General features: G+C 52.0%; 23 protein-coding genes and 3 pseudogenes. 17 read left to right on the top strand and 9 right to left on the bottom strand.

The features are described from left to right. The first annotated feature begins 250 nt into the window (after positions 1-250). Complete coding sequence (locus RC74_RS20640; RefSeq protein ID WP_062628388.1) at positions 251-1,438, top strand: tyrosine-type recombinase/integrase; 1,188 nt, start codon at positions 251-253, stop codon at positions 1,436-1,438. 305 nt (positions 1,439-1,743) lie between these two features. Here RC74_RS20640 and RC74_RS20635 read toward each other — a convergent pair whose 3' ends face one another. The 4 genes from RC74_RS20635 to RC74_RS20620 form a co-directional block, all read right to left on the bottom strand. After that, positions 1,744-3,303, bottom strand: a complete 1,560-nt coding sequence (locus RC74_RS20635; protein WP_052274669.1) for a copper resistance CopC/CopD family protein — start codon at positions 3,301-3,303, stop codon at positions 1,744-1,746. A gap of 105 nt (positions 3,304-3,408) precedes the next feature. Next, entirely contained in the window at positions 3,409-3,930 is a 522-nt protein-coding gene (locus tag RC74_RS20630; RefSeq protein ID WP_039000989.1) for a YcnI family copper-binding membrane protein, read from the bottom strand. 244 nt (positions 3,931-4,174) lie between these two features. Next, the gene (locus tag RC74_RS20625; RefSeq protein WP_052274668.1) at positions 4,175-4,615 is read right to left on the bottom strand and encodes a hypothetical protein; all 441 of its coding nucleotides are present in this window, start codon (positions 4,613-4,615) and stop codon (positions 4,175-4,177) included. 397 nt (positions 4,616-5,012) lie between these two features. Then, positions 5,013-5,438 (bottom strand): GFA family protein, encoded by a 426-nt coding sequence (locus tag RC74_RS20620; protein WP_082802379.1) that lies wholly within the window; start codon positions 5,436-5,438, stop codon positions 5,013-5,015. Between the two features lie 780 nt (positions 5,439-6,218). Between RC74_RS20620 and RC74_RS20605 the strand changes: the two genes are divergently transcribed. The 8 genes and pseudogenes from RC74_RS20605 (at position 6,219) to istB (ending at position 17,137) form a co-directional block, all read left to right on the top strand. Then, on the top strand, positions 6,219-7,139 hold the full coding sequence (locus RC74_RS20605; RefSeq protein WP_039000986.1) for a hypothetical protein: 921 nt from the start codon (positions 6,219-6,221) through the stop codon (positions 7,137-7,139). A gap of 92 nt (positions 7,140-7,231) precedes the next feature. After that, on the top strand, positions 7,232-7,438 hold the full coding sequence (locus tag RC74_RS20600; RefSeq protein WP_039000985.1) for a helix-turn-helix transcriptional regulator: 207 nt from the start codon (positions 7,232-7,234) through the stop codon (positions 7,436-7,438). Then, complete coding sequence (locus RC74_RS20595) at positions 7,431-7,856, top strand: helix-turn-helix domain-containing protein (protein WP_039000984.1); 426 nt, start codon at positions 7,431-7,433, stop codon at positions 7,854-7,856. Before RC74_RS20600 ends, RC74_RS20595 begins: the two co-directional genes overlap by 8 nt. A gap of 52 nt (positions 7,857-7,908) precedes the next feature. After that, positions 7,909-8,931, top strand: a complete 1,023-nt coding sequence (locus tag RC74_RS20590; RefSeq protein ID WP_039000983.1) for a site-specific integrase — start codon at positions 7,909-7,911, stop codon at positions 8,929-8,931. 187 nt (positions 8,932-9,118) lie between these two features. Beyond that, on the top strand, positions 9,119-12,562 hold the full coding sequence (locus RC74_RS20585) for a class I SAM-dependent DNA methyltransferase (protein WP_039000990.1): 3,444 nt from the start codon (positions 9,119-9,121) through the stop codon (positions 12,560-12,562). 14 nt (positions 12,563-12,576) lie between these two features. Further along, on the top strand, positions 12,577-13,467 hold the full coding sequence (locus RC74_RS20580; protein ID WP_039000982.1) for a restriction endonuclease: 891 nt from the start codon (positions 12,577-12,579) through the stop codon (positions 13,465-13,467). Positions 13,468-14,889: 1,422 nt separating this feature from the next. Next, positions 14,890-16,388: pseudogene (gene istA / locus RC74_RS20575) on the top strand (IS21 family transposase). Continuing rightward, positions 16,385-17,137 (top strand): IS21-like element helper ATPase IstB, encoded by a 753-nt coding sequence (istB, locus tag RC74_RS20570; protein WP_062628384.1) that lies wholly within the window; start codon positions 16,385-16,387, stop codon positions 17,135-17,137. The pseudogene istA and the gene istB overlap by 4 nt, the downstream one beginning before the upstream one ends. A 654-nt stretch (positions 17,138-17,791) precedes the next feature. Here the strand turns inward: istB and RC74_RS22420 are convergent. Then, positions 17,792-17,902 (bottom strand): annotated as a pseudogene (locus tag RC74_RS22420) (sugar ABC transporter ATP-binding protein); the annotation flags it as partial. Between RC74_RS22420 and RC74_RS20565 the strand changes: the two are divergent. Then, a complete protein-coding gene (locus tag RC74_RS20565) occupies positions 17,900-18,559 on the top strand; it encodes a DUF6994 family protein (protein ID WP_417935167.1) in 660 nt (219 codons plus the stop codon). The pseudogene RC74_RS22420 and the gene RC74_RS20565 overlap by 3 nt on opposite strands. Positions 18,560-18,657: 98 nt before the next feature. On the opposite strand, the pseudogene RC74_RS22415 reads toward RC74_RS20565, so the two are convergent. Next, positions 18,658-18,927 (bottom strand): annotated as a pseudogene (locus tag RC74_RS22415) (UvrD-helicase domain-containing protein); the annotation flags it as partial. Positions 18,928-18,963: 36 nt separating this feature from the next. Next, positions 18,964-19,512, bottom strand: a complete 549-nt coding sequence (locus RC74_RS20555) for a YaeQ family protein (protein ID WP_039003820.1) — start codon at positions 19,510-19,512, stop codon at positions 18,964-18,966. 185 nt (positions 19,513-19,697) lie between these two features. On the opposite strand from RC74_RS20555, the gene RC74_RS20550 reads away from it, so the two are divergent. Together RC74_RS20550 and RC74_RS20535 are read left to right on the top strand one after the other, a co-directional pair. Beyond that, a complete protein-coding gene (locus tag RC74_RS20550) occupies positions 19,698-20,318 on the top strand; it encodes a GNAT family N-acetyltransferase (RefSeq protein WP_236939995.1) in 621 nt (206 codons plus the stop codon). A 510-nt stretch (positions 20,319-20,828) separates the two neighbouring features. After that, entirely contained in the window at positions 20,829-21,008 is a 180-nt protein-coding gene (locus RC74_RS20535) for a hypothetical protein (RefSeq protein ID WP_039003817.1), read from the top strand. A 679-nt stretch (positions 21,009-21,687) separates the two neighbouring features. Here the strand turns inward: RC74_RS20535 and RC74_RS23260 are convergent. Beyond that, positions 21,688-21,783 carry a hypothetical protein gene (locus tag RC74_RS23260; protein WP_236940095.1) on the bottom strand — a complete coding sequence of 32 codons (96 nt, stop codon included), beginning with the start codon at positions 21,781-21,783 and terminating at the stop codon, positions 21,688-21,690. Between the two features lie 100 nt (positions 21,784-21,883). Further along, positions 21,884-22,108 (bottom strand): hypothetical protein, encoded by a 225-nt coding sequence (locus RC74_RS20530; RefSeq protein WP_052275049.1) that lies wholly within the window; start codon positions 22,106-22,108, stop codon positions 21,884-21,886. Positions 22,109-22,231: 123 nt separating this feature from the next. Here RC74_RS20530 and RC74_RS20525 point away from each other — a divergent pair, with 123 nt between their 5' ends. The 5 genes from RC74_RS20525 to RC74_RS20505 are packed head-to-tail and all read left to right on the top strand — an operon-like array spanning position 22,232 to position 25,643. Next, positions 22,232-23,428 (top strand): alkaline phosphatase family protein, encoded by a 1,197-nt coding sequence (locus tag RC74_RS20525; protein WP_052275048.1) that lies wholly within the window; start codon positions 22,232-22,234, stop codon positions 23,426-23,428. Next, positions 23,425-24,585 carry an IS30 family transposase gene (locus tag RC74_RS20520; RefSeq protein WP_062628146.1) on the top strand — a complete coding sequence of 387 codons (1,161 nt, stop codon included), beginning with the start codon at positions 23,425-23,427 and terminating at the stop codon, positions 24,583-24,585. The genes RC74_RS20525 and RC74_RS20520 overlap by 4 nt, the downstream gene beginning before the upstream one ends. Next, on the top strand, positions 24,582-25,070 hold the full coding sequence (locus RC74_RS21975) for an IS630 family transposase (RefSeq protein ID WP_236939994.1): 489 nt from the start codon (positions 24,582-24,584) through the stop codon (positions 25,068-25,070). The genes RC74_RS20520 and RC74_RS21975 overlap by 4 nt, the downstream gene beginning before the upstream one ends. Beyond that, positions 25,060-25,287 carry a tautomerase family protein gene (locus RC74_RS20510; protein WP_335339561.1) on the top strand — a complete coding sequence of 76 codons (228 nt, stop codon included), beginning with the start codon at positions 25,060-25,062 and terminating at the stop codon, positions 25,285-25,287. Before RC74_RS21975 ends, RC74_RS20510 begins: the two co-directional genes overlap by 11 nt. Then, a complete protein-coding gene (locus RC74_RS20505) occupies positions 25,284-25,643 on the top strand; it encodes a nitronate monooxygenase (protein ID WP_039003299.1) in 360 nt (119 codons plus the stop codon). Before RC74_RS20510 ends, RC74_RS20505 begins: the two co-directional genes overlap by 4 nt. The last annotated feature ends 855 nt before the right edge of the window (positions 25,644-26,498 follow it).

The raw sequence follows: 26,498 nt of genomic DNA, 5'->3' as shown, positions 1-26,498 counted from the left end.
GGACTATGCTGTGTAGAGTGGAGGTTTTGCAGTGCCTCGGATTTGTAATCAGTAGGTCCGCGGTTCGAGTCCGTGTGGGGGCACCATTTTCCAATTTTTTAAAGTCCAGTGACATCCGATTGAAGCTTGTTTATAAGGGTTTCTAACGATTTGTTGTCCTATCCCGTCCAGTCGTGTGCGGCTGTATCCTGTCTAAAAAGGGGGTACTTTGGGGGTAGGGGTAGATTTAGGAAAATTGGATACCCCCAGCATGGCGCTTACAGATGTAAAGATAAAGAATCTAAAGCCTAGAGCGAAATCTTATAAAGTAAGCGACTTTGATGGTTTGTTTGTTGCTGTTCAGCCAAGCGGATCAAGGCTCTTTCGATTTAAGTATCGGTTGGATGGGAAAGAGGGGCTGCTTTCATTCGGTAAATATCCCGATGTTTCGTTGTTGCAAGCAAGGCAAAAGAGGGATGAAGCACGAAAGCTCGTTGCGGCTGGGATTAATCCAAGCTTGGCACGACAGGAAGGTAATGTGCTTCGACAGCAGGAAAACGCAAATACCTTTGAAAAGATTGCTGCGCTCTATTTGGCCAAGATCACGATAGAAGGCCGAGCGCCTGCAACTTTGAAAAAAGTATCGTCTTTTATCGCCATCGCGAACAAGGATTTCGGGCGCTTGCCAATCAATGATATTTCCTCGGCAATCGTTCTGAAGACCCTGAAAAAAAGTGAAGCCAAAGAACTCTACGAAACCGCGCATCGCATTCGATCCACTGTCGGTGCGGTGTTTCGCTATGCCATCGCGAACGGGTTGGCTGAAAACGATCCAACGTTTGCATTGCGCGATGCGCTTATTAGGCAAAAAACCAAATCACGCGCTGCAATAACAGACAAAGATGCACTTGGTGGATTGCTGCGAGCGATCTCAGGTTATAATGGGCAAAACACCACACGTTTGGGATTGGAATTACTGGCAATCGTCACAACGCGCCCCGGAGAATTACGCTTAGCTGAATGGGCAGAATTCGATTTTGAAGCGAATGTCTGGAAAATTCCAGCCGAGCGGATGAAGATGCGCATTGAACATGCCGTGCCGTTGCCAAGGCAGGCGATTAAATTGTTGCTGGAATTGAAAGAAGAGACAGGCCATGGGCGGCTGCTTTTCCCATCTACCCGTTCATTTCATCGCCCCATCAGTGAAAACACCTTGAACGCCGCGTTGCGCCGAATGGACTATACTGGCGATGAAATGACTTCGCATGGATTTAGGGCAACATTTTCGACTGTAGCCAATGAAAGCGGCCTTTGGCATCCTGATGCAATTGAGCGCGCACTGGCCCACGTAGAGCGAAATGAAGTGCGACGGGCCTATGCAAGGGGAGCCTTTTGGGAAGAGCGAGTACGAATGGCCGAATGGTGGGCTGAATTGTTGGGCGAATTGCGTGCGCGATAACAGTCTCGCCGTTACCTGCTTGCCTAGAAATGTCTTTAGGTCTGTTTCTCGAGTGCATGAGTTCTGGAAAAAACAGAGAGGTACACAAACTGTACTTCCGGCCCATTGCTGCCGTTCGCCCACCCTCGATAATGCCGCAATGCAGCCCGTTAGACCGGACTTTCGCTGCGCAAGCAGAATCGAGTGATCGGTGAATTCACAGACTGCGGACGAAGTAAGCTTTCGCTGCAAGCTGCATCGATGGTCACTTAAGTCTTTGACAAGTTTTTAGGTTGGTGGCCAAAATCGGCAATACGAACGAGCCTTTACCGCTTTTCTGGCTTTGCAAATGTTGCTGTTAAAGTGGATTGCACAAAGTCTGTGATCAGAACGCTCAACTTCATTTCCCATGGCCCTTCAGTGGGAAGTGTCAACGGTCCCGCCTGCCAAGTGCCTTCTGGCGTCAATTTCGCATCAATCTTGATTGGGCCAATACCTTCTAAAGTGTCTGAGAACGAAAGACTGGTTTCTTTGGGCAGTAGTGGCTCTGCGCCATCATCCGCGAAATAGATTGTTATGTTAATCGCACCGGGAGGCGCATCAGAAAGAGTGACATCTGCCATTAGCTTAGCGCCATGCAGATGCAGATAAATCGGGTCAGTAGCCTCTTCGGCACCGGGCGGCGGGGTCAGCCGGAAGCACATGGCAACGAGCAGGACGGCCATCCCGAGTGCTATTTCGGCGCCAATGCTGCGGCGCAATCTGGTTTGCCCAGCAAGAGGCGCTGCGGTCAGCGCCGGGGTCAGACGTGCCTTGTTCAGCAAGGCAAGCGCAAGCATGCAGGCCACCAGAACCAGTTTGAAAGCCAGCAGTTTGCCCCAGTTCGACCCGATCAGGGTCGCAACATCCACGCGGCGCATAATAATCAGGCCAAGGCCAGAGGCCACGAGCACGATTACAGTGGGAAGCGCCACGTTCGAGAATCTGTGCAAAGTCCGTAGGCTATTCGACCCCGAAATGCTGGCAATCAAAGGCGGCAATCCTCCGATCCAGAAGATCAACGCGGCGGCGTGCAGACCCATCAGCGGCTGACCGATCCAGCGATCCTGCCCCACGCTGGCATGGCCAGACACAGCAAGCGATATAGCCCCGAGGCCCAGTGCCAGCAGCGCCACGCCGCGACCCCTTATGGAGCTGCCCGCGATCAACGCCGCGACGGCACCCACCAAAAGTCCCCAGCCGCGCGGCGCAGACACAGCTGCGATCCAAGGGGCGGGTGACAACAGGGCAGGAAATCCGCGACCCAAAAGATCAAGCCCGTATGCTCCGAGCGCGACGCCCGCTAGCGGTAGTGCGGCCAGAGCGGACACACGCTCAATGCGGGCGGCAACCGGGGGCAATGGCGCGATCATCGCGGCGTAAAGTGCCGCACCAACTGCCAGAACCATGCTCAAAACCGCCAGATACCGCGCCGCAATGGTGGGAATGGCGGTTGCCGGAAGATCCGGTTCGGCCCCGCCCGTGACTTCGCCAACTGAAAACACCAGTGCCCCACCGACCGGATGTCCATCGGCTGAGGCGACCCGCCAGTTCAGCACATAGGTGCCGCGTCCGGCTTCGGGAGGTGCAGAAATAGAAAGCTCATCGGGCTTGGCTGATGCTTCAGCCGCGCTGCGCGTTCCGTCCGGCAGAAGCCATTCCATCGTCAACACCCCAACTGGTTCGCTGAAACGCAAGTTTACGGTCTCGGGCAAGGTGTCGAGCAGAGCGTCGGCTGCCGGGTTGCTGCCTTGGAACTCGGCATGAGCGAAAGCGGGTGACGCCAACGCCAGAACCGCAATCAAGGTGCATAGCAGCCTATTCAGAATGCCTGTCAGTCGTGTCATCGGTCTTCTCGCTCTCGGTTTGTCCTGGATTCTTCCGTTCGGGCTTATTCAGCTCCGATAGGTAGGTCCGCCCGATATCGGACGACCCCTTGTTATACAGCCGAGTTAGTGGCTGTCACCCGGCTCGGTGATTTCCACACCCGGAGCCGGACCGTCGAGTTCATGGGGATCCTGACCTTCGGCGGGGATTTCGATCCAGCGCTCGGCCCCGTTTGCACATTCCTGCACAACAGGGAAATAGACAGTCGATCCTACCGCAAATGTGTCGGTCAGTTTGCCGCGAAAGGAAAACTGGTCGAAATGAGCGTCTAGAAGCTCGCCAGTCCAGATCAATTCTTTCACACCTTCTGTCATGGGTGTGCCGTAATAGTCATAGCTGTTTTCATAAACTCCAGTGACAGTTTCAAGCGTCCAACCTGCTTTTGGAACAGGTTTGGCAGCAATCATACCTTCAGGGATTAACACCCGCACCTTCAGCGTCGCTTCTCCGGCGCAACCATGGCCGATGTTCACGACACCGATATAGGTCGAACCTTGTGCGGCATGTGGGGTGGCAAAACTTGCGTGTGCAAAGGCCGTCGATGTGCTGACTGAAAGTGCAGCAAAGGTGATCATAATGGTTTTCATAGTTTTTCTCCAACGGGCATAAATTAGTGGATCGACCGGAATGCCCACCCGGCACGATTCCGTAGCCATAAAGGCAGACGAACTTGGGGTAGGATGTGGGGACACAAGACTGGCGACAGGCGATCCGAAGCTAATACGGATGCGTGAGAACTGGCGTCAGGATGTGCCATGCCCGGAAACCGGACGTGCGTCATGCACCCGTCCTCAGTCGGTTACGGCAGGCATTACGTGCCCCGTGAAATTATCAGGTCAATACTGGTGGAGCGCGCGGCTGATGTGGCGCTTTGTCGATTAGACGTGTGCGACGGAGATCGACAAAATCTTGGCGAAAAACGGTAAACTCGGCCGGTCCGGAAAACGTATAAAGCCACGCCTGCACCATGACGAGCGACAGTGTGACCGCCATGCAGCTCGACGGCCCTTCTTTGGGATGATCTGCGGGCTGTTTATCCAACGCGCGACCATCATCCGTCAACCAGGCTTCCGTAGGGCCCTCGGGTGTGCAGAGCACAAGCATCATACCGTCATTACTGGCAACCCGCATAAGTCCCTGAGGGACAATGCCCGACAGGAACAGAGCCAGAAGAAGAACACATCGGAGCGCAACATCGTGGCCTGGCAAGCGCGATGCGCTACCGACCCAATCCACCGATTGGCGGCTAGATGTTGTGACTAAGTTCGACACGTCCCGTTTCCTCCACGGGACATTGATTACTGATGCAAGTGTGCCTTATCAAGGAGCTATAGTGACGCACGAACTGCAAATCTGGGCAATGACGCCCTACCAGTAGCCCTCTTTTTGGCAGGGAAAGAAAATAGATAGTCTTCCGCTGCCATACCCCCCGTTCAAAACCCAAGTGATCGTTGCAGGTTTTTTGATTTGTTCGTCATAGCGGCCATCCATGCATAACGCAGCATCCGTGTTTCTGGACTCCTTGCTGCCGTTCGCTGCGGTTGCACACAAAAATAACCGCCAAATCGGAAGGCGAGAGGCTGCAATGCGGACAAAGCGCCCCTTAGCTCTTGGTGAAGTAAGGGCCGCAAAAGCCAATTTCTGGACGCTGCTCTTTACAAGGTGACGTTCAGCTTTCGGGTTTCCAATCTGGCTGTGTCGCGAAGAAAACAACATCTTGCCCAAGCCGATCCCAATGAGGTTTGTCGCGTTCAAAAATGACGACCTCAATATAGAGTCCGCTCGCATCATCCATAGTGCCAAGAGACAATGTTAGATGATCCGGTATTCGCGTGTTCGTGCCATAGATTGGGCTACCACAGTTCGCGCAAAAGACCTTGGTAACTTGAGAGTCCTTGTCAGAAGAGTAGCTGAATTCACTCAGTTTTCCGCTCACAGCGACTACTTCGGAGGCGAACATTGCACCGACGGTGTGACCTGTCCCGCTCAATCGGCGGCACTCCTCGCAATGGCACTGGGCGACAACGATGGGCGACCCACTGGCAGTATACGTGATCTGGCCACAAAGGCATTTTCCTGTGTATGTTTTTGTCATTTGAGCACCCTTGCCGCGTCAACCTGTAAACGCAACTGCAAATCTTTGACCAAACCATTGCAGTCCCGTCCGCCGACTTCAAACGCACAGTTTGAGTTGTATTTGCAGTCATTTGTTCAAAGCGCAGCATCCGGTAAAGTGGGCTCACTGCCGCCATTCGCGGCGTTTGCACATCGAACAAACTGGATCGTCGCCGTGAGCGTCCGCTTTCTTTGAGTTGTCCAATCTGGTTTGCAGCCGCAGCGAAGGTCCGGTTTCCGCCCTTTAAGTCGAAATATACATGGTGCAGAAATTGGGCCAATTACCTCACTCATGAATGTCGCGAACGGCCCAGATGCTTTGTCAACGTCGGGTTGTCGATTTGGGGGGCATGGCGGATCGGAGGAACTGTCATGCAAACACCAAACTTACCTGTCATTCGCGCACATCGGCCCGCTTGGAACAAGGGGCGCATCGTCGGCCAAAAGCGACCACTGAAGCCTAAACATGTCTGGGCGATGCGACCTGTTGAAAGCCAATACGCTTGGTGTACAACTTCTGATAAAGATAGATACCGTTCGCGCGTGCTCTCTGCATGACGACGCACATAGCCAAAGAAAGCGGCCTTTGGCATCCTGATACAATCGAGCGCGCACTGGCCTACGTTGAGCGAAATGAAGTGCGACGGGCCTATGCAAGGGGAGCCTTTTGGGAAGAGCGAGTGCGAATGGCCGAATGGTGGGCTGGATTTCTTGACGATATCAGGGCAGCTTAATCCTCTAAACACTTGAGAGGGAAGTAATGTCGTCATTATCTGAGGACGATAAGTCCGCGATCATAAGTCAAATTATGCAGAGAAAATTTGGCAAACTCTTAGATTGGAAACGCCCTATTTTGCTTCATACATTTGGGCCAAATAATTTGGACAGTGTTGATAGTTTTGAGAAAAAATTGGATGAGACGCGAGCACTTGTCCTTAACGCTTTGGAGCAGTTTTCCGATCAAGACATCGAAAATATTGCTGTCGATTTTTCCGATCCATATACTATCAAGTCAAGTGAATGGTCGGCGCTACATAGTGGTGAAATTGGCCGACTTACAAAGCGTGTTCCTCGTGCGATAGCATATGGTTTTGGGCATCCGTCTTTCGCGGTTGATTTTGAATACTGGGGGAGGATGGGTAAACTCTCGCTTCACGAGTTCACGCTAGTATCAATCGGCGCTAATCCAAAATCAATTGATGATAGAAAAATAATTGACTTAAGGGATAGTCAAAAGAAAGGGATAAAACTCTTCAGCGCCTACGAATTTTTGCTTCAGCAATATGAAGTTTTGCGAAGGCATTATCACCACACTGGTTGGGGGTACGTTTCTGAACCTCTTGGCAAATTGAAGGAATTGACGGACGAAATAGAGTTGCCTGTTCATCCCGAATTCTATTCAATACTTGAGAAGCGCACGGCATCCAAAGAGCCACAAAGCTCCGGCCCTGCGCAGACGAAAATGACCAATCAAGAGCGAGACACGCTCCTTAAACTCATTGCAGCCATGGCGTGCGAGCAATATGGATATGACCCCAAAATTGAACGTAGCGATGTTCCTAGTAACATTCGAGATGACGTCGAACTTGTTGGGTTGACCATGGATGCTAAGACAGTCCGAAAGTGGTTAAAAGAAGCGTCAAATTTGGTTGATCCAGAATATTGGAATAAGGGGAAGTAACGGGATTCCTGCGGGAAAGTTAGGATTCCCCCACAAACGTTAATGCTTTTCTCAAGATGTACCTGACTGTTAATCAACTCAGGAACACATCAATGGACAAATACACCTTCCCCGAAACAGGCTTTGTGCGTTTGGCGCAAATCCTTTCACCAGCGGGACCAATCCCCGTTTCAAAGTCTACTTGGTGGCAGGGCGTTAAAGATGGACGCTTCCCGAAACCGCAAAAACTCGGCCCACGCACTACCGTTTGGAAAGCCGAAGACATTCGAGCGCTCTTTAAGGGGGTGGCGGATGAATAGGCGCGCCAACCCGATGGCCGTGAAGGCTGCTTTAACCTATGAAATTGGTGAGGCCGCCGCCGCGCTGGGCAAATCACCTGCGACGATCCGCAATTGGATCAAGGACGGTTTACCCGTCATGGCCTCGCGCAAACCTTACTTGATTTCGGGTGCTGCAATCCGCGATTATCTACGCGCCAAATATCAGGCAACCAAATCACCGCTGGCCCCGAATGAGTTATTTTGCCTTTCTTGCAGGGCAGGGCGTAAGCCTCTCGATATGTCAGTTGAGGCATTCGCAAACACACCTAAAACCACACGCCTGATGGGCATTTGCGCGTGTTGCGGCGCGTGCGCAAGCCGGATGATTTCCAACACTCAGACCCATGTGTTTTCCGAAACCTTCCAGATCAAGACAGGCGGGGGCAGCAATGCCTAATAGATACCGCCATGCCCCGCTTAAATGTACACTTAAACAGGAGCGCTAACCAATGCGTAAAAACAACGAAGAAAACGAGCGGATCAAACGCCGCTACCTGCAATATCTCAAGGCTGCTAAGCGCAAGGACGCCAGCACGGTTCTAAAGGCCGCTGAAGGTATTCTTAGGTTTGAGGCGAGCGTCGGTTACACCAGCTTCAAACGCTTTCGCATCGAGCAGGCGATCAAATTTCAGGACCGTCTGAGCGTCGAAGTGAGTAAGACAACGGGCAAGCCATTGTCAAAATCCACAATTCGCAGCATCCTTGCCGCCAACAAAGGGTTCATCTTTTGGCTAGCAGATCAAAGTGGATACAAAAGCCGTATTCGCCATTCCGACGCGGATTACTTCAATATGGATGCCAAGGGCGCGCGCGTCGCCAGTGCAACGCGCGAAACGCCGTATCCTTCTATGGAAATGGCACGTCATGCGTTTTCATACATGCCTGAAGCGACAGAGATCGAACGCCGCAACAAAGCGTTGTTCGCATTTTTTATGCTGACAGGCGCGCGGGATGGGGCGGTGGCGTCTTTGAAGCTCAAACATATCAACATGATCGACGGTTGCGTTTATCAGGATGCGCGCGAGGTAAAGACGAAAAACTCGAAAACCTTCACCAGCTACTTCCTGCCCGTCGATCCCGAATACTTGGCGTGTTTCGCAGGTTGGGTAACTCATCTGAGAACAACCGCGCTGTTTGGGCCTGATGACCCCTTGTTTTCACCTGCGAAGATCAAGCCAATAGATGGCTCGTTCCAAGTTGTTGGCCTCAATCGCGAGGTATACAAAAACGCCAACTCAATCCGCTCGGTAATCAAAGAGGCCTTCTTGCGCGCAGACCTCCCTCCCTTTACGCCCCACGCTTTCCGCAAAACGCTCGTGAAGTGGGCTGATACCACATACCCGTCGCGCGAAGCCTTCAAAGCATTTTCTCAGAACATCGGGCATTCCAGTGTCATCACCTCAATCAGCGCCTATTGCCCCGTCTCCATTGAGCGCCAAGCGGAGCTGATTAAGAAAAGGGATTGGCCGTAGTTGGGCATGAACAAGCACAGACACCTTCCAAAAGGCCTCGCAGAAAAAAGGTAATCACTACTGGGAACGGCTATTGCCGCGTCTCCATAGGTTGCTAAGAGGCGTTAATGCGGGGCGGGTAGGGATTGAACAAAGTATGATTTAGTGCATGACTTCGCCGATAAATAAAAAAATTTGGGCGGTGGGCATGGATATCGATGAGTTTATTGGACGTTGGCAAGAGTCTGGCGGGAGCGAAATGGCGACCGCTCAGACCTTTGCAATTGAATTGACTGAACTTTTGGGGGTAGACCGCCCATACGTATCTGACAAAGATGGCGACTTTCTAGACTATCGTTTTGAGCGGCCTGTCACTTTAACGCACACTGGCCGCACACGAAATGGCAGGATTGATCTTTACAAAAGAGGTCACTTCATTCTTGAGGCCAAGCAAGGGGTTTCCAAAAGCGCTCAAGACAAAAGCACCCTTGAGATGTTCCTTGAGAAAAATGCGCCTAAACAAGTAGGTCACGGAAAGCGCGGCACCGCTAAATTCGACGATACAATGCTCAAGGCGCGCAATCAAGCCGACAACTATGCGCGTGCCGTCGCCAAGGAGGATGGCTGGCCACCGTTTCTCATGATTGTTGATGTCGGCAATGTCATTGAACTGTACTCCGATTTTTCAAAACAAGGGCAGGGCTACAACCAGTTCCCCGATGGCAATCGCTACCGTATTTCCCTTGATGATTTGCGCCACGAAGAAACCCGCGCTCTTTTGCGCACCATTTGGACAGACCCTTTTAGTCTCGATCCATCCTTGCAGGCTGCTAAAGTCACACGTGAGATTGCTCACCATCTTGCTGAGCTTGGCAAAAGCTTCGAAGGGCAGGGGCATGACAGCGAAACCGTTGCGCGTTTTCTAATGCGCTGTCTATTTTCCATGTTTGCCGAAGACGTTGATCTTATCCCGCACAATAGTTTTACCGATCTCCTCAAGAAGCTGCGCGGCCATCCCCAAGACGCTGAACACGCTTTGGCGGGGCTCTGGGAGGCTATGGACAAGGGCGAATTCGCCCATGCTTTCATGACCAAGGTCAAAAAATTCAATGGGGGCCTGTTCAAAGACTCCTCCGCTTTGCCGCTCGACAATCTGCAACTTGGCCTGTTGATCGAAGCCGCCGAGGCCGATTGGAAAAAAGTTGAGCCTGCCATCTTCGGAACCTTGCTTGAACGCGCTTTAGACGCCAAGCAACGCCACAAATTGGGTGCGCATTATACCCCGCGCGCCTATGTGGAACGTCTTGTTACGCCCACAATCATGGAGCCGCTGCGCGAGGATTGGCGCAACGTACAGATCGCTGTGCAACGCCTGACACAAGACGATAAAACCGAAGAGGCACTGAAAACTGTGCGCGATTTCCACAGTTCTTTGTGCGAAATCCGCGTGCTTGACCCCGCCTGTGGCTCTGGCAACTTCCTCTATGTTGCATTGGAAATGATGAAACGGCTAGAGGGTGAAGTCACCGCGCTTTTAGCCGAATTAGGCGAAGTTCAATCAAGCTTTATCACCGTGGACCCGCATCAATTCCTCGGGATCGAGCTGAACCCTTGGGCCGCGAATGTGGCCGAATTGGTGCTTTGGATCGGCTATCTGCAATGGCATTACCGCACCCACGGCACGGCGGCCCCCTCCGAGCCTGTTCTGCGCGACTTCAAGAACATCAAAAACGCCGATGCCGTGCTGGAATGGTCGGATCGCACGCCGCGTCTGAACGAGGATGGGACGCCTGTGACCCGTTGGGACGGGGTGACAACCATCCGTCACAACGTGACAGGGGAAGAGGTGCCAGACCCCGCCGCGCGTGTGCAGGTCTATGACTATGCCAAGCCCAAAGCAACGAAATGGCCCGAGGCCGAATTTATTGTTGGCAATCCGCCGTTTATTGGTGCTTCGCGATTGCGCGATGCTTTGGGCGATGGATATGTAGAAGCTCTGTGGAGCGCCTATCCCAAGATGCCGCAAAGTGCCGATTTGGTGATGTTCTGGTGGGACAAGGCCGCTTTGGCTGCGCGGGGCTGGAACGCCAAGACGGGCAAAGGCACCCGTCGTTTTGGCTTGATCACCACGAATTCCCTACGACAGACGTTTAACCGTCGCGTGCTGGAACCGCATTTGAACGACCCGAAGAAGCCGCTTTCCTTGCTCTTTGCTATTCCAGATCATCCCTGGGTGGATACTCTGTACGGAGCAGCTGTGCGCATCGCTATGACCGTGGGTGCTGTGGGCAATCGCGCGGGGCGGTTGCTGACAGTGGCGACTGAAGAAAAGAAAGAATGCAACGAAAGCGAGGGCAAGCCCGTCACCTTTGATCACCAGATTGGAAAGGTTTTTGGCAACTTACAGATTGGGGCCGATGTTGCGGGGGCTAGGCCTTTGCTCGCAAATTCCGACTTGTCGTCTCGTGGTGTAATGCTGTTCGGTTCTGGTTTTATCGTCTCGCCAGAAAAGGCTGCAAATCTGGGGCTAGGTACGATTGTTGGGACAGAAAAACATATCAGGCAGTATCGCAACGGTCGCGACTTAATGGCTAGTCCACGAAATGCAATGGTTATTGACCTATTTGGCTTGTCAGAAAATGAAGTCCGAGAGAGTTACCCCCCTATTTATCAACACATCCTTGATGCAGTGAAACCAGAGCGCGACGCCAACAGAGACAAATCTATCAAAAAGAACTGGTGGATTTTTGGACGTCCGAGGAGCGAAATACGGCCAGCTTTGGAAGACTTGCCTCGTTATTCCGCAACGGTTGAAACGTCAAAGCATCGAGTGTTTCAGTTTTTGAGTAAAGATACCTTAGCAGACAACAAACTCATAGTTCTGGCAATTGATGCAGCGGAAAGGCTAGCGGTACTCTCTTCCCGCTTCCATGTTTGTTGGTCGCTTGCGGCTGGAAGTTGGTTGGGAGTCGGCAACGACCCAGTTTACGCAAAAACTAAGTGCTTCGACCCGTTCCCCTTCCCAGAGCTCACAGACCCGCAAAAAGTCCACCTCCGCCAGCTTGGCGAAGAACTCGACGCGCATCGCAAGCGTCAGCAGGCGGCGCATCCGAAGTTGACGCTGACCAATATGTACAACGTGCTGGAAAAGCTTCTCGCGGGGGACGTGATCGAGGGCAAGAACAAAGAGATTTACGACCAGGGTCTCATCGGCATTCTGCGCGATCTGCATGATCAAATTGATACCGCCGTCGCCGAGGCCTATGGCTGGCCCGCCGATCTGCTCGACGAAGAAATCTTGATGCGACTGGTCGCCCTCAACAAAGAGCGGGCAGAGGAAGAGGCCAAGGGTCAAATTCGGTGGCTGCGTCCCGAGTACCAAAACCCAAGCGGGCAGGTGGCCGCTAAAGGCAAGACCTCGGCAATGGACCTTGGCCCTACGGTCAAAATCGAGAAATCCCCATGGCCCAAAACTATGCCCGAACAAATCGCCGCCGTGCGCGCCGCTTTGGAAGAGGCAGGAGAGGCCAGCCCCGAAGAGATCGCCCGCAAATTCCTGCGCGCCCGCACCACAGCCGTACAGCCGCTCTTGGAAAGCCTCGCCGCTTTGGGGCAGGCAGAACTAACAGATGACGGGCGATATGCAGCCTAGATTGGACCGAATGAATGCGCAGATTTAAAATAGACCAAGACAGCTTGCCCGATTTGGCGGGTATGATGTTGACCACAATTGAAGCCCTGCACGCGCTGGGCGGGTCGGCATCGATCCAAGAGCTTGATGAAGAAGCCATTGCGCTTGAAGGTGTCACAGAGATTGAGCAGGGCTACATGATGGCCAATATGAGTGGCCCGCGCGTGAACTATTACTTATCGTGGGCGCGTACCTATTTGAAACGCGGCAATGCGCTTGAAAATTCCGCACGTGGCGTTTGGGCATTAACCGAAATAGGCGCAAAGATATCAACCCTTGAAGCTACGCGCGCGATTTACGACCAAGTGACACAAGAGGAGCGTGATCGTTCAAAAGCCAAGCGCAAGGCGGCCAAATCCCAAGGGCTCGATGTGGTTCAAGTTGTGGCGGACGAACCCGAAGGCGAAGAAGACTGGAAAGCCACGCTCTTGGATGTGCTTAAGGCCATGCAGCCTGATGCTTTTGAGCGGTTGGCCCAAAGGCTCTTGCGAGAAGCAGGGTTTGTAAAAGTCGAGGTGCGTGGAAAATCAGGTGATGGCGGGATCGATGGCGTTGGGGTGCTAAGGGTAAACTTGGTGTCATTCCAAGTCTATTTCCAGTGCAAGCGCTATAAAGGCAGTGTGGGCTCAAAAGAGATCAGGGATTTTCGCGGCGCATTAGAGGGCCGTGCGGACAAAGGCCTGTTTATCACGACGGGCCATTTCACGAGCCAAGCCTCAGAAGAGGCGACACGCGACGGGGCTAAAGCTATCGACTTGATAGACGGCGAGCGCTTATGCGACTTGTTGAAAGCCAATAAGCTTGGAGTGCAAACTGAAATGGTCGAACAAGTGAATATAGACCCGAATTGGTTCGACGGCATCTAGCGCAAAAAGCGAGGTAAGAAGAAGTTTCTAGGGTACTTTTGGGGGTGTTTATGTAAATCATATTTATTTTATCATTTATATTCAGTGCGTTAGTTCTTTAGTTCGAGTTCGTGTGGGGCACCATTTATTCCAGCTTAAGTGATTGTTACAAAAGGATAATGTATCTGGTTGTAACCTATTCACATACACGCTTACCTACACAAACGGGTTTAAGCTATGCGGAATATGACTGTGAAATATGTTACTCAGGATAAGAAATCAGGAAACTATGTCTACCGTCGAAGGGTCCCAAAAGCCCTTGTAGGTTTGATTAAGAAGAATGAATTTCTAAAGGTCATAGGGAAAACCTCAGGGGAGGCCATGACCAACTATGGTATGGTGCATCAACGCTTTGAGCATTTGTTGAGCTTGTCGCGGAATGGCGTGACTAAACTTTCTCCAATGGAACAATCAAAACCGATGGTCGCCCTTCTTTCGGAGTGGGGGATGGACCCATATGGCGCTGGGAGAGACGAAAACGAGAGAACAGCAAGGGATGCTGCTGTTTCAGAGTTGGTGGATAAGTATCAAGACCCCCATACAGGTGAATATATAGGTGTCCCTGCAGGTGACGCGATTCTGGCAAGGGCGTTATTAGGCGGGGTCGAGGAGGAAGCTCGCACAGTGACCGTGACTGATGCGTTCAAGGCTTACCTCGCCGAAAAAGGCAAAAGCGACCCTGAGCAACTCAAGAAGCAGACCCAGAGACTTTACAGGGGCGAACAGCGTTTAATAAGCATTTTAGGGGCGGACAGGCCGCTCTCTGAGGTTACTCGAAGCCATGCGAGGACGTGGCGGGACAGTAGGGAAGCCTCAGGTGTTGCTCCTGCCACGATTAGGCGCGAGCGCAATGATATTAGTGCGGTTTTTAGTTGGGCCATAAGCGAGCTAACAATTGATGGGGGAAGTAACCCATTTAGTGGAATGAAGATCACGGATGAAACTGATGGGCGTCAGACCAAACGGCTCCCGCTCCCCCGAGACGTTATCAATGGGGTCTATGCGGACCTGAAGGAAACACCTGAACTCTATCGGATGTGGACTCTACTCGACCACACGGGGGCACGTCCAAGCGAGATAAGGATGCTGTTGCGGTCTGAATTTGTGGTGAACGCCCCGATCCCGCACATCCTTATTTCTCGAAGAGAAGGCAGAACACTCAAGAGCAGCTGGTCTGAAAGGGCCATCCCGCTCGTTGGGGACGCCTTGGAGGTCGCCAAATCTATTGTTGCGGAGGGCGCAGGGGAGACGGTTGCGTTTCCAAGATATGCGAGTGTAAAACGCACTGCAATACTGGGCCACAGAAACAACTTCGACATATCGCAGTTGTCGCGGAGTAAAATTCCGCCAGTTTGTGTCCTTCGTTTATTCGGAGGGCGGGAGATGTATTCTGTGGATATTTATAGTCGTGTGCGCCGTGCTTGTTTGAAGAACGGCATGTCTGCTCGTGAAGCGGCGCGTTATTTCAACAAGGACCGTAAGACGATAGCGAAGATGCTACGTCATGAACTCCCTCCTGGTTATCGTCGTTCAGAAGCGCCCCGTCGCCCCACGCTTGATGATTATGTAGGTATCATCGACGAGATATTGCGCACCGACAAAGCCCTGATCAAAAAGCAGCGTCACACAGCAAAGCGCATCTATGAACGCCTGAGAGCCGAGCATGGATATACTGGCAGCTTGACGACTGTGACGTATTACGTACGCGAGCAAAAGCGGCGCACGAAAGAGGTGTTTGTGCCGTTGTCGCATCGGCCCGGCCACGCGCAGGTTGATTTTGGTGAGACCCTTGGCGTGATTGGCGGCGTAGAATGTAAGATCCACTTCTTCGTGATGAGCCTACCGCATTCGGACGCAGTGTTTGTGAAGGGATACCCTGCGGAGACGACAGAAGCGTTTTGCGACGGCCACGTGTCTGCCTTCGCCTTTTTGGGGGAATCCCCCAATCCATTCTCTACGACAATACCAAGATCGCTGTAGCCCGTATACTTGGAGACAAAACTCGCATCCGCACACGTCGGTTCACTGAGCTGCAATCCCATTACCTGTTTGATGACAAGTTTGGTCGGCCAGCGCGAGGGAACGACAAAGGTAATGTCGAAGGCATGGTCGGATATACACGTCGCAACTTCATGGTGCCGGCCCCACGCTATGACAGCTTTGATGATTTGAACGCCCATCTGGAAGCGAAGTGTTTAGCACGTCAGGGCGACAAATTGCGTGGCCACAGCCAAACTATTGGCCAGCGTTTGATGTCCGATCTTGATGCCCTGATGGGGTTGCCTGTCGCAGAGTATGAGGCCTGCGACCATGTCAGTACGCGGGCCACATCAATCTCAATGGTGCGCTACCGTAGCAATGATTACTCTGTGCCCGTGGCCTTTGCCCATCACGACGTCCACGTGCGTGGCTTTGTGCATGCGGTCATTATTGGCTGCGGCAATGAGGTGATAGCACGGCATCAGCGGTCTTACGCCAAAGCGGACATGATCTTTGACCCGCTCCACTTCCTGCCTTTGATTGAGCAAAAGGTGGGGGCTTTGGATCAAGCCGCCCCTTTGCAGGGCTGGGATCTACCGGATGTCTTCGCCACCTTGCACCGACTGCTCGAAGCCAGAATGGGTAAGCCGGGCAAGCGGGAATATGTTCAAGTCCTGCGCCTTTTGGAAACCTTTGAGATGGATATTGTGCAGGGTGCGATCCAGCATGCCATTGATCTGGGCGCAATTGGCTATGACGCTGTAAAACACCTTGTGTTGTGCCGAGTTGAGAAGCGACCACCGCGCTTGGATTTGGACTTCTATCCTTATCTGCCAAAGGCAAACGTTGGAACAACACGTCCGGCCAGCTACATGAGCCTGATGGGAGGGACCGCAGCATGACCCAAGCCCCCCAAATCCTTCTGCAACATCACCTCAAGAAGTTACGCTTGCCAACGTTCCAAGGGGAGTACGCAAAACAAGCCCAGATATGTGCTGCCGAGAATAAGGACCACATTCAATACTTGGCGCGTCTGTGCGAGATGGAATTGATAGATCGGGAGCGCCGGATGATCGAACGGCGGATCAAAGCGGCGAAGTTCCCAAGCACCAAGAGCCTGGATAGCTTTGACTTCAAAATCATACCCAGCCTTAACAAACCTCTAACAATGGATTTGGCACGATGTGATTACATTGATCGCAGAGAAAACATCATCGCCCTTGGGCCATCAGGAACGGGCAAGACCCACATCGCTTTAGGGCTTGGATTGGCCGCGTGCCAAAGAGGGTTGAAAGTACGCTTCACGACGGCGGCAGCCCTGGTCCATGATCTGATTGAAGCGCAGGATGAGCGGAGATTGCAGCGGCTTCAAAAGCACCTGACGAGCCAGAACCTGTTGATCATTGATGAGTTGGGATTTGTGCCCCTCAGCAAATCTGGTGCGGAACTCCTCTTCGAGGTGATATCCCAGTGCTACGAACGCGGCTCAATTATAATCACCTCGAACCTGCCTTTCGATGAGTGGACCGAAGTCTTTGGTTCCGAACGGCTCACAGGCGCGCTGCTGGATCGTTTGACCCATCACGTCCACATCCTTGAGATGAATGGCGAGAGTTACCGGCTCAAACATAGCCGTAAGAGCCGCCAATAACCAAAACACATCAAGATCAGGACAATGTCGGCCCAAGGGCCGACATGCGCTTTGGCACGCGTTAGCTATTTGGGGGCACGCGCACCAAAGCGCACGACAAACGAGAACTCAGTGGACCAGTTTTACGCCGCGATCTGGACCCTTTTTGCTCTGCGATTGACATGCGAGCAGAGGCGGAATGGATCGGCTATCTACTGTTCTTGGCAAGAAAATTAAAACGCACTCGACGGACCCTAAACATACCACCTATTCTCTTCGTCATAATATGAAAGACCGAATGAGGGCGGCTGAAGTCTTCCCAGAGACCGCCAAGGCCATCGAAGGACACGCACTTAGCTCAGGGCAAGATAGCTCGTATGGTGAAGGAATTTCACTGGCTCAGAAACATGAGGCAATGATAAAGGCGATGCGCAACAAATAGGCCGTCCTGCGCCACTCATTTGCCTTGAGGGGTGCTTGCAGGTTAAATACCAGAAGGCCGCCCTGAAGGACTTCTCTGGGCCTCTCAGGGGGTGGTGTGCAACCATGATATCACGCCCAGCGCCAACGCGACTAACCCACCTTTTGAGGAACTGAGAGCGCCCTTCGAAATCTCACTTTATAACTGTAAATAATTAGGTTGCACCCTTAGAGGAAGATTCCTGTAGTTACCTTCAGGTATAGCCTCGCAGGGTTTTCATATAGCTCCATCGGAGAGCCAACCTGTTCGACGTTTCCGCCATTGAGCACGACAATCCGATCCGCAAGCGTCATCGCTTCGACTTGGGCAAAGACCCAGACAGCCATAGCCCGACACTGCGCAACTACCACAAAGCACTCTGGAGCAAGAAACTGCCTACTGGTGGTGCATTCTCTCTTTCAGACGAGCATCCTAGAACCTACCTGCATCACATATCAGAACGAGGAGAATTTTTCCTGTCCAGCGATGCGCTCACGAACACTTATAGGCATCACCGAGCCATGGCTCCAATCATCAACGAAATACCAGAAGGCGAACTGGATCAGTTCTTTTACTGTGGTAGTATTGTCGGTGCCTACATCATCTTTCCAGCTCGAATGGTTGATGGGAAACAAAATATCAATCAAGCGCGTGGTACTAATAGCAAGATAAAGGACCGTTTCGATCTAACTCTCGAGTGCATCAAACGCCACTACCAAAACGAAGGCAGCCCGCTCAGTTCAGTATTAGCAAGAAATGCCGAATTCTTTGAACTATTCGGAAGCTTTGGAGGATACATCGATTTTTTTCACCTTCAGGATATGATTTTAAAAAATAGGACAGCAATCGAATTCTTCCTGCCTTTTCGCGAATTCGCTTCTTCTCCATTGCCATCGAACAATGACGAGTATCGATCCTACATGCACAAGCAAGTTACCTTCATTGGCGCAAGGAACCGGCGTATCGCCAGACAAGTTCTTTAGGGGCAGGATGGCTGCCTGTTAAGAACTAACTTGATTTGTGGCGTTAGTGTGTAGGGCCTTAGCTATCTAGTTGTGCACCAATGCTATCGGGTGGCTTTCTTCGTGATCTGAGCTGGGTAGCGCAAAATGAAACGTCGAGTCGCGAGCGCAATCCTGTCAACCGACCTAAATGTGCGGCCGAGATCGACGGTTCGGTGGATTCCGGAAGCTTTCGCATACTGCCCTCCGAATTCGCGGCCGAAATTCCGCATCATGTGAATATAAGAGCCCGCGAACCGATAAATCGATTGCCAATCGTCCCCGACTGCGAAAATCTTAGCGTCCGCATGCTGGGACTTCAGGGCGCGTACAATTATGTCCTCGAAATCGATGCGGTCGCCTACGCATTGTGAGCTGGTCGACGATCAATGATCAGTATTTTTCCATTTGATCGGGGTGAGGTAAACGATGCTATCTTCAACACTGACCATCACTTCGCCATCCTGAATATTAACCTGCAGCTTCATCGAGCGGCTTGCCAGTTTCTCCAGATCACTGGTTTCCTTCTCTGAAAAATTGATAACTTGAAGGTTATCAAACCGCGTGGTGCTGTTTTTGATCTTCTCCCACCACATCTCAGCCGTGCGGCCGCCGTAACAATAGACAATCACCTCGTTGGCTTTGCCACAGGATTGACGCACAACCTTTTCGCTCGGCAGGCCTAAGGCCACCCATAACTCCAATTCGTCACTCAAGCTTTTTTGCCAAATGTCTGGCTCGTCATCCGTTGAAAGGCCTTTTGTCAACTCCAATTGCTCATGGGCATTCAGCGCAAAAGCGAGAATACGCACCATTAACCGTTCATCCGTCTCTGAAGGATGTTTGGCAACGGTCAGTTTATGGGTCTCATAATAGTGACGATCCATATCGGAAACGGAAAGTTCAACTTTATAAATGGTGGCTTTTTGCGCCATGATTTTTCCCTGGATAGCGAAGATAGGGATGCCTAATGCGTCTGGTGACTTTGTGAAAGCAGATAAAAAGGCGCGAGAATAAATGGGGGGCGAATAAATACTGCCAAGTTGTTTAACTTATGAGGTAGGATCGTTGGTCCGGATGAGGATACTCCCCTCATTGCCGAGCCTGAAACCGGACCTTCATGGCATTCGCATTGACGAGCAATGGCGAGCAGCAACGAGCCCATACCGACCAACGGGCAACATGCTACACTGTTGGAATGAGGACTGCCAGAACATATAAATTTCGCCAAGTGACGATAGATGATCTCGACCTGCTAAAGGAGTGGCAAGCGCGTTCGCATGTTCGCGAATGGTGGGACGCGGATGAGCCATACGATCAAGAAGAAATAAGCGATCCTCGTGTATCTCGTTGGATCATCTCTATGGATGAACGTCCCTTTGCCTTCATGCAGGACTATACGGTGCACGGCTGGGAAGATCATCATTTTGCCAAACTTCCCAAGGGAGCGCGAGGAATTGACCAATACATCGGTGACCCAGAAATGATTGGTGTTGGACATGGATCAGCGTTTATTGGCGCAAGAATGCAGGCACTCTTTGATGAGGGTGCATCCGTCATCGCGACCGATCCTCATCCTGACAATAAGAGGGCGATTTCTGTCTATGCGAAACTGGGTTTCGAACCGTCTGGGCCACCAAAGGAAACTCAGTGGGGCTTGATCTTACCAATGCTGGCGAGGCAGTGTTCCGATGCGCCAATGGTTGCGAACACACTCGCAGAATGGAAAGACACTAGATGACCGCCTCGTCTTGTGTGGATATTTATGGACCCCGCCTTTCTGCAACGCCTTAGTTTGCGCTGGATCGGTTTTACGGTTGCTGAAGTATATCCGCGTTTCAGTTGCATATGGTTTCTCCATTTTGAGTCAGTCAATGCCCCCGAAAACGGACTTGTTTCAAATCTTCACCCTATGTTTTATAAGCGCAATTCGCCATTGCCGATTGCCGCGCGACCTCACCTAGTTGAACAACCATGACCAGATACCCCGCGCATGGGCCTATCCACGCGACAGGCAATGCCCGCTTTGCAACCGCTCAAGCCTAGCAAAGCCAACGGTCTCGGCGATTGCCCCCATTCGTATCTGTGCCATCAACACTAGTTTCCTAATGGCGCGGGCATGTCGGACGACTTTTACACCACTTTTAAACAACCGACGCCCTTCCATAACCGCTATTGCCATTGTACTGGCGCCATCTGCACGGCCATGCTTTATCATAGACCCGACACAATAATAAGGTAGACGACACCAATGGCAGAACGTTATGAACGCCACCGCCAAGCTTGGACGCATGAAGAAATTCAAAAACTGCATCTGCTGGCAACAAAAGGGATGAGTTTGAAGGTCATTGCCAAAGCTCTCATGCGCTCTGAGGAATCGACCAAGAATAGAGCAAAGCAAGACAAGCTGAAGATTCAAAAAGTGCGCTGAGTTCTTGCTCACGGGTCATCATAAGAACTGGACATGATAGCTTCCTTCTGACTGATGTTTTACGCTGACGTCAGAGATTTTAGCGCGAACGTTTCCTTTCAGATACTAGAGGAGGTACTTGGCGACGAGTGTTTCGTCTGGCTGAGAATGTCCGCTTCGCCAGAATCGAGGCCAAGTTTCTCAATTGCAGCGCAGGCCTAGTTCCTACCCTTTTGCCTACGACACGAACGGCGCTGCGTTGCAGCTTGCGCTGACCTTCGTCGAACGCGCAGCAATATAGTCGGTCGGATGTCTGCTACCGGATATTGATTTTAGTAGCCACTCAATGCGATGCGGTCCGTTGAAGCTGCCATACCCTGGGGCGTGCAGCATTCCTGCACCGCGCAAGCCGAGACACAGACGCTATTGCATCGGTTTGTTGTGACTGTTGAGGGTGACGTTCCATTTATGGTGTGGCCATGAAGTCAAGCGATCTAATACAACAGCCTGGGCACGTTTTGTTGAAATAACTAAACGTATCTCCCTGACAAAATATTGTTTTTGGAAGAGGAAACCTATCTCTTTCCCCCACGATTTATACGAACAAGTTAACTTTATCGACTTTGGGAACGTCAATAATACCATGGACTGAAATGCGGATTTCCAGAATGACGACAAGTGCCAAAAGCGAATGCTGCATTTAGGCGTTGTTGAGTTTGCCGCCACATTCGATCATCGCAGTAACCATTTTGGCGAACTTTTGCGCAACGACCTCTGACCGTTCATCAGACGTCAGCCCAGCAATTGGTAATTCGACGGTTGCAAATTCGCGGCCCTCTGAGAATACGGTTCGGGTAGGTTTTTAGATTATGCCTCCGGCGTCGCGCCAAGCGACGTCAACTATGCAAGCGCAAGTTCTGCTCCGCCAGGGTGCCCAGAATGCTCCCCAAAACAATAGACGGCAACTTAAACCGATTTGCCATTGTCTCTCCGCTTTCTTTAGCGGCGTCTTTTGCAGCTAACGGCAGGTTTGAGCCCCAATAGGTCATCAGGATTGCTTTGCTCGGGAGGATTCTTGCATAATCTTGTCCAACATCAGGTTTCACCACAGGATATTCCATGAATTTTTTGTCAAAAACGGCCTTTTTTTACTGTGTGCACTTAGCTCAGTTCCAATCGCCGCATATGCCAAGGACAAACCGAAACTTATTCTCCAAATTACCGTCGATCAGTTGCGAGGCGATATGCCCATCCGTTTTTTGGATCAGCTCGGAGCAGGTGGATTCAGGCACCTGCTTGAAGAAGGCATTCACTATAACAACGCCCACCATACCCTTGCCAACACCGAAACGATTGTAGGCCATACGACGCAGGCAGCCGGTGCTAACCCCGCAGCGCACGGCATGGTCGGCAACCTATGGTATGACCGCGAAGCCGGACGCACTGTCTACAACATTGAAGACTCGGACTATTCGATCTTCACAAGTGGTGCGGATGTCGACGATGCGACTGAAATCGACCCCCCGCAGCGTGCGGCGACCAGTGATGGCCGTTCACCACGTACGATTCTGACATCGACATTTGGCGACGAACTAGCCGTTAATACGGCCGGACGCGCAAAAGTATTTGGCGTCTCGATCAAGAATCGTGGCGCCGTTGCGATGGCCGGACACGCGGGCAAGACATTCTGGTTTTCAAAAGCAGTCGGAGAGTTCGTAACAAGCAATTACTACTATGATACCTATCCCAGCTGGGTTGATGCGTGGAACAACAAAGGTCTGCCGCAAAGCTACAGTGATCTGCTGTGGGAACTCTTGAACCCAATCGACAGCTATATTTTTGAGGGCCGCGACGATCAGGCGTGGGAGCCGGATTTTGCAGGGTTTGGGCGCACCTTTCCGCGTCTATTGGGTTCGACCGAAGACAAATACTTTACGACCCTGCTGACGCTTAGTCCTTTTGGTTATCACATGCCTGCCGATTTTGCGAAGCCTCTTATCGACGCAGAAGGTTTGGGTGATGACGATGTGACGGACTTTCTGGGTGTCAGTTTATCCGTGACCGATTATGTAGGGCATTTCTTTGGCCCCTCGAGCCTTGAGGCCGAAGACAACCTGCTCCAGCTTGATCTGACGCTGGCCAATCTTTTTGCCTCTCTCGGGATGCCGGGAAGCTACGTCTCTCCCGATGAATGGGACACGGCCCCTGCTGCTGAGCAGATCAAAGAGCGTTTCGGCATAGAAGGCCCACTGTTCGAAAGTTGTGACCATCCGTATTTGACCTTGGCTGCGGATGTTCGTGACAACCCAGATATCGACAGGGTGGCACTCGAGACCGCGATTGCCGATAATTTGGTTCCTCAGACGACCGCTTTGCCCTGTGGTTTCAAAGGGTCGACGCAACACTTTAATCTTTTTGGAAAGATGGAGTGTTTATCATGAAGTATCGCACACGGACGTTTTATATGGACAAACAGAAGTCCGAGATGTGGGCTCGGTGGCAACGCGGAGATTCAATGAGCTCTATTGGCCGTCACTTCAATCGTGCGTCTTCGTCGATTTTCCCTCATTTTGCGCGAACCGGTGGGATCCGCCCCGCTGATCGCACGCGGTCGCGGCATGCTTTGAGCCTCAATGAACGGGAAGAGATTTCCCGTGGGCTTGTCACAAAACGGTCATTTCGTTCAATCGCACAAAACCTGAATCGGTCCCCTTCAACGATCAGCCGAGAGGTTCGCAGGAACGGCGGGCGCCAAGCTTATCGCGCAGCACGCTCGGACCAACGCGCCTGGGACTGCGCAACGCGACCCAAGTTGTGTAAGCTCTCGTTCAACGATCCTTTGTGCCAGCTGATAGCGCGAAAGCTGTGTCGGAAATGGTCACCACAGCAAATCACTGGGTGGCTCAAACACAGATATCCTGATGAAGAGCAAAATCGCGTGTCACACGAAACGATATATCGCAGCCTCTATGTCCAAACCCGAGGGGTTTTGAAGAAGGAATTGCAGGAATGCCTGCGCAGCCCACGTGCGACCCGACGCTCAAGGCACGCCACTCAAAAGAGCCTTGAATTGCGCAAAATCAAGAATGCTGTTTCGATAAGCGAACGCCCTCCTGAGGTCGAAGATCGTGCCGTTCCGGGCCATTGGGAGGGCGATTTGATCGCAGGATCCAACAACAGCTACATCGCCACCTTGGTTGAGCGTCATTCCCGTTTCGTGATGCTGGCCAAAGTCGCGAACAAAGACACCCAGAGCGTGACAACAGCCCTGATCAAACAAGCACGAAAACTAACCAAGGAGCTCTATAAATCCCTGACTTGGGATCGCGGGTCAGAAATGGCGGGGCATCGAAAATTTACCATAGCCACGAATATCGATGTCTATTTTTGCGATCCTCAGTCTCCGTGGCAACGCGGGAGCAATGAAAATACCAACCGCATTCTGCGTCAGTACTTCCCCAAAGGCACTGATATATCCGGATTTAGCCAAGCCAAACTCAGCGCTGTCGCACGCCAGCTTAACGAGCGACCGAGAAAGACCTTGCAATATCAAACGCCAGCAGAGAAATTTGAGGCATGTGTTGCGTCGACCCGTTGAAACCGCAGTCAAATCCCGCCATCCAAACGACATCTGGGCGTGTGAACATTCACGGCGCTCTGAACCTGGAAACCTTTGACGCGCCCTTCGTTGAACCAACCACCGTCGATGGGGTCAGCTCCGTTCAGCTTCTCGCCAAAATTGAGGCCAGAAACCCTGACAAACGTATCAGTCACGTCATTTGGGACAATGCCCCATACCACAAAGGCCCCAATGTCAGAGCGTTCCTGTCGCGCAAAAACTGTCGCATTCACCTGATCCAACTGCCGCCCTATTGCCCTCATCTCAATCCCATTGAGAGGCTCTGGGCCGTCATGCACAGCCACGTCACCCATAATCGGCACTATCCAACGCAAAAACACTTCGCCAACCCAATCTTGAACTTTATGCGAGAGGTCGTCCCAAAAAAGTGGCGCAACTTTCGAGATCAAGTAACTGATAACTTCCGCATCATCTCACATCGCAACGTTCGGGTTGTGCTGTAGCCGCTGTATAAATATCAAAATTACCCGCGAAGGTGGTCCGGATGGCACCCGTCCGACCAACGAAGAAAAAGCACAGTTGATTGCAGGTGTAAGCAGCTTGCTACAGGACGTGCTGAACAAAGATCCAAAGACGACCTTTGTCGTGATTGACGAGGTTGCGCTTGAAGATTGGGGGATCGGCGAGCTGCCGGTCATGCAATACAGGACAAAGTCATGAAAACTCGGCTAACCGGATTTTTCGATCTGCAGCTGCCAGTGCTCCAAGCCCCCACGGCCTTTGTCGCTAGTAGAGCAATGGCCGGTGCCGTCTCGCGCGCTGGCGGACTTGGGCTAATTGGCGGTGGCTACGGCGACCCAGTGTGGATCGAGGCCCAGTTAGCGTTAGCCGGAGATTTACCTGTAGGCTGTGGTACCAGAAGTTGTGGACGAAATTTCCCGCCGGGGCAGCGTTGCAATCTTATGTGCCGAGGGGGTATCGCCGACGGGCGTGGACGTGTGGCAGTCCAAGCCCATGGCGCGGAGGGAGTGCAACCGAGTCCCTTGTTGATCCGAGACTGGATGGGCCCACAATAGCCCACACGGGCGGCGAAACGGTTCGCACTCGCACTATCTGGTTCGTGGAAACGATGGGCCCGAGGGCCACTCTGGTAAGGTGCTCAAAACAGGCTTTGTGGATCGTTGGAACAAAGTCTGCCAGGCCTGAATCAAGACTTGGAACGACAACAACGGATCTGGTCAGCCGCTATTGAAACTGCGGACACAGATATTGCCGCGCCCTTCGTTGGCGAAGCGATTGGGCTTGTTCACAGTCAATAAACCGCCGCTGAAATCATCCATTCGATAAGAGATGAAGCGCTAGAAGCCTACGGCCGTTTGCCAGGGTCTCATCACCAATGGCACAATTAAGAACGCCTCGAAATGATCGGTTCTGTTGATTGCCATACCAACAGCTGTGCGCCAGTATCACCAAAGCAGCCAATTGTGATGACGCTGCGAATGGTTGAGATCGCCGCCCTTCGAGGCGAAATGTGCATGTTGCAGAGGGGGCGAACTGTATTTTCTACAACTGTTTTTGATATTTACTTCGTTTGGGTGCTCTTTTCACTCTGCAGTTTGCCGAATTTTCGCCTTGCCAAACCTGTCCGGGAAACGGACGCACCCGAAGCAAATCCGCGGCCTTATCATTTGCATGACCGTGCGCGGCAGACGTTGGCAAGTGCTGCCGAATAAGCGAGGTACACAATGCGGTTGTGAAGTGCTTGGCGGGAAATACCAACTTCCCGCGAAGCGCCTAGTATTTGGGGGCTCTGGCACGACCTCGTCGAAGCTTGTCTGTTCATGGAACTACCAATTACGCCTGACCCAGTAATTTCGATGCGAGGGCTTGATCAGACTTTTGACACAAGATCTGATCATAGGGGACTACCC

The organism is Falsihalocynthiibacter arcticus, assembly GCF_000812665.2.
Taxonomy (GTDB): Bacteria; Pseudomonadota; Alphaproteobacteria; order Rhodobacterales; family Rhodobacteraceae; genus Falsihalocynthiibacter; species Falsihalocynthiibacter arcticus.
The sequence above is the reverse complement of the archived record's forward strand: the minus strand, read 5'-3'. Positions and strand labels throughout refer to the sequence as shown.

Coding starts and splice junctions, on each gene's coding strand:
- RC74_RS20590 (WP_039000983.1), top strand. CDS start 7,909: ATGCGTAAAAACAACGAAGAAAACGAGCGGATCAAACGCCGCTACCTG.
- RC74_RS20520 (WP_062628146.1), top strand. CDS start 23,425: ATGAAGTATCGCACACGGACGTTTTATATGGACAAACAGAAGTCCGAG.
- RC74_RS20525 (WP_052275048.1), top strand. CDS start 22,232: ATGCCCATCCGTTTTTTGGATCAGCTCGGAGCAGGTGGATTCAGGCAC.
- RC74_RS20620 (WP_082802379.1), bottom strand. CDS start 5,438: ATGACAAAAACATACACAGGAAAATGCCTTTGTGGCCAGATCACGTAT.
- RC74_RS20530 (WP_052275049.1), bottom strand. CDS start 22,108: ATGGAATATCCTGTGGTGAAACCTGATGTTGGACAAGATTATGCAAGA.
- RC74_RS20550 (WP_236939995.1), top strand. CDS start 19,698: ATGGCATTCGCATTGACGAGCAATGGCGAGCAGCAACGAGCCCATACC.
- RC74_RS20640 (WP_062628388.1), top strand. CDS start 251: ATGGCGCTTACAGATGTAAAGATAAAGAATCTAAAGCCTAGAGCGAAA.
- RC74_RS20635 (WP_052274669.1), bottom strand. CDS start 3,303: ATGACACGACTGACAGGCATTCTGAATAGGCTGCTATGCACCTTGATT.
- istB (WP_062628384.1), top strand. CDS start 16,385: ATGACCCAAGCCCCCCAAATCCTTCTGCAACATCACCTCAAGAAGTTA.
- RC74_RS20595 (WP_039000984.1), top strand. CDS start 7,431: ATGAATAGGCGCGCCAACCCGATGGCCGTGAAGGCTGCTTTAACCTAT.
- RC74_RS20605 (WP_039000986.1), top strand. CDS start 6,219: ATGTCGTCATTATCTGAGGACGATAAGTCCGCGATCATAAGTCAAATT.
- RC74_RS20600 (WP_039000985.1), top strand. CDS start 7,232: ATGGACAAATACACCTTCCCCGAAACAGGCTTTGTGCGTTTGGCGCAA.
- RC74_RS20585 (WP_039000990.1), top strand. CDS start 9,119: ATGGATATCGATGAGTTTATTGGACGTTGGCAAGAGTCTGGCGGGAGC.
- RC74_RS20580 (WP_039000982.1), top strand. CDS start 12,577: ATGCGCAGATTTAAAATAGACCAAGACAGCTTGCCCGATTTGGCGGGT.
- RC74_RS20555 (WP_039003820.1), bottom strand. CDS start 19,512: ATGGCGCAAAAAGCCACCATTTATAAAGTTGAACTTTCCGTTTCCGAT.
- RC74_RS20535 (WP_039003817.1), top strand. CDS start 20,829: ATGGCAGAACGTTATGAACGCCACCGCCAAGCTTGGACGCATGAAGAA.
- RC74_RS20630 (WP_039000989.1), bottom strand. CDS start 3,930: ATGAAAACCATTATGATCACCTTTGCTGCACTTTCAGTCAGCACATCG.
- RC74_RS20505 (WP_039003299.1), top strand. CDS start 25,284: ATGAAAACTCGGCTAACCGGATTTTTCGATCTGCAGCTGCCAGTGCTC.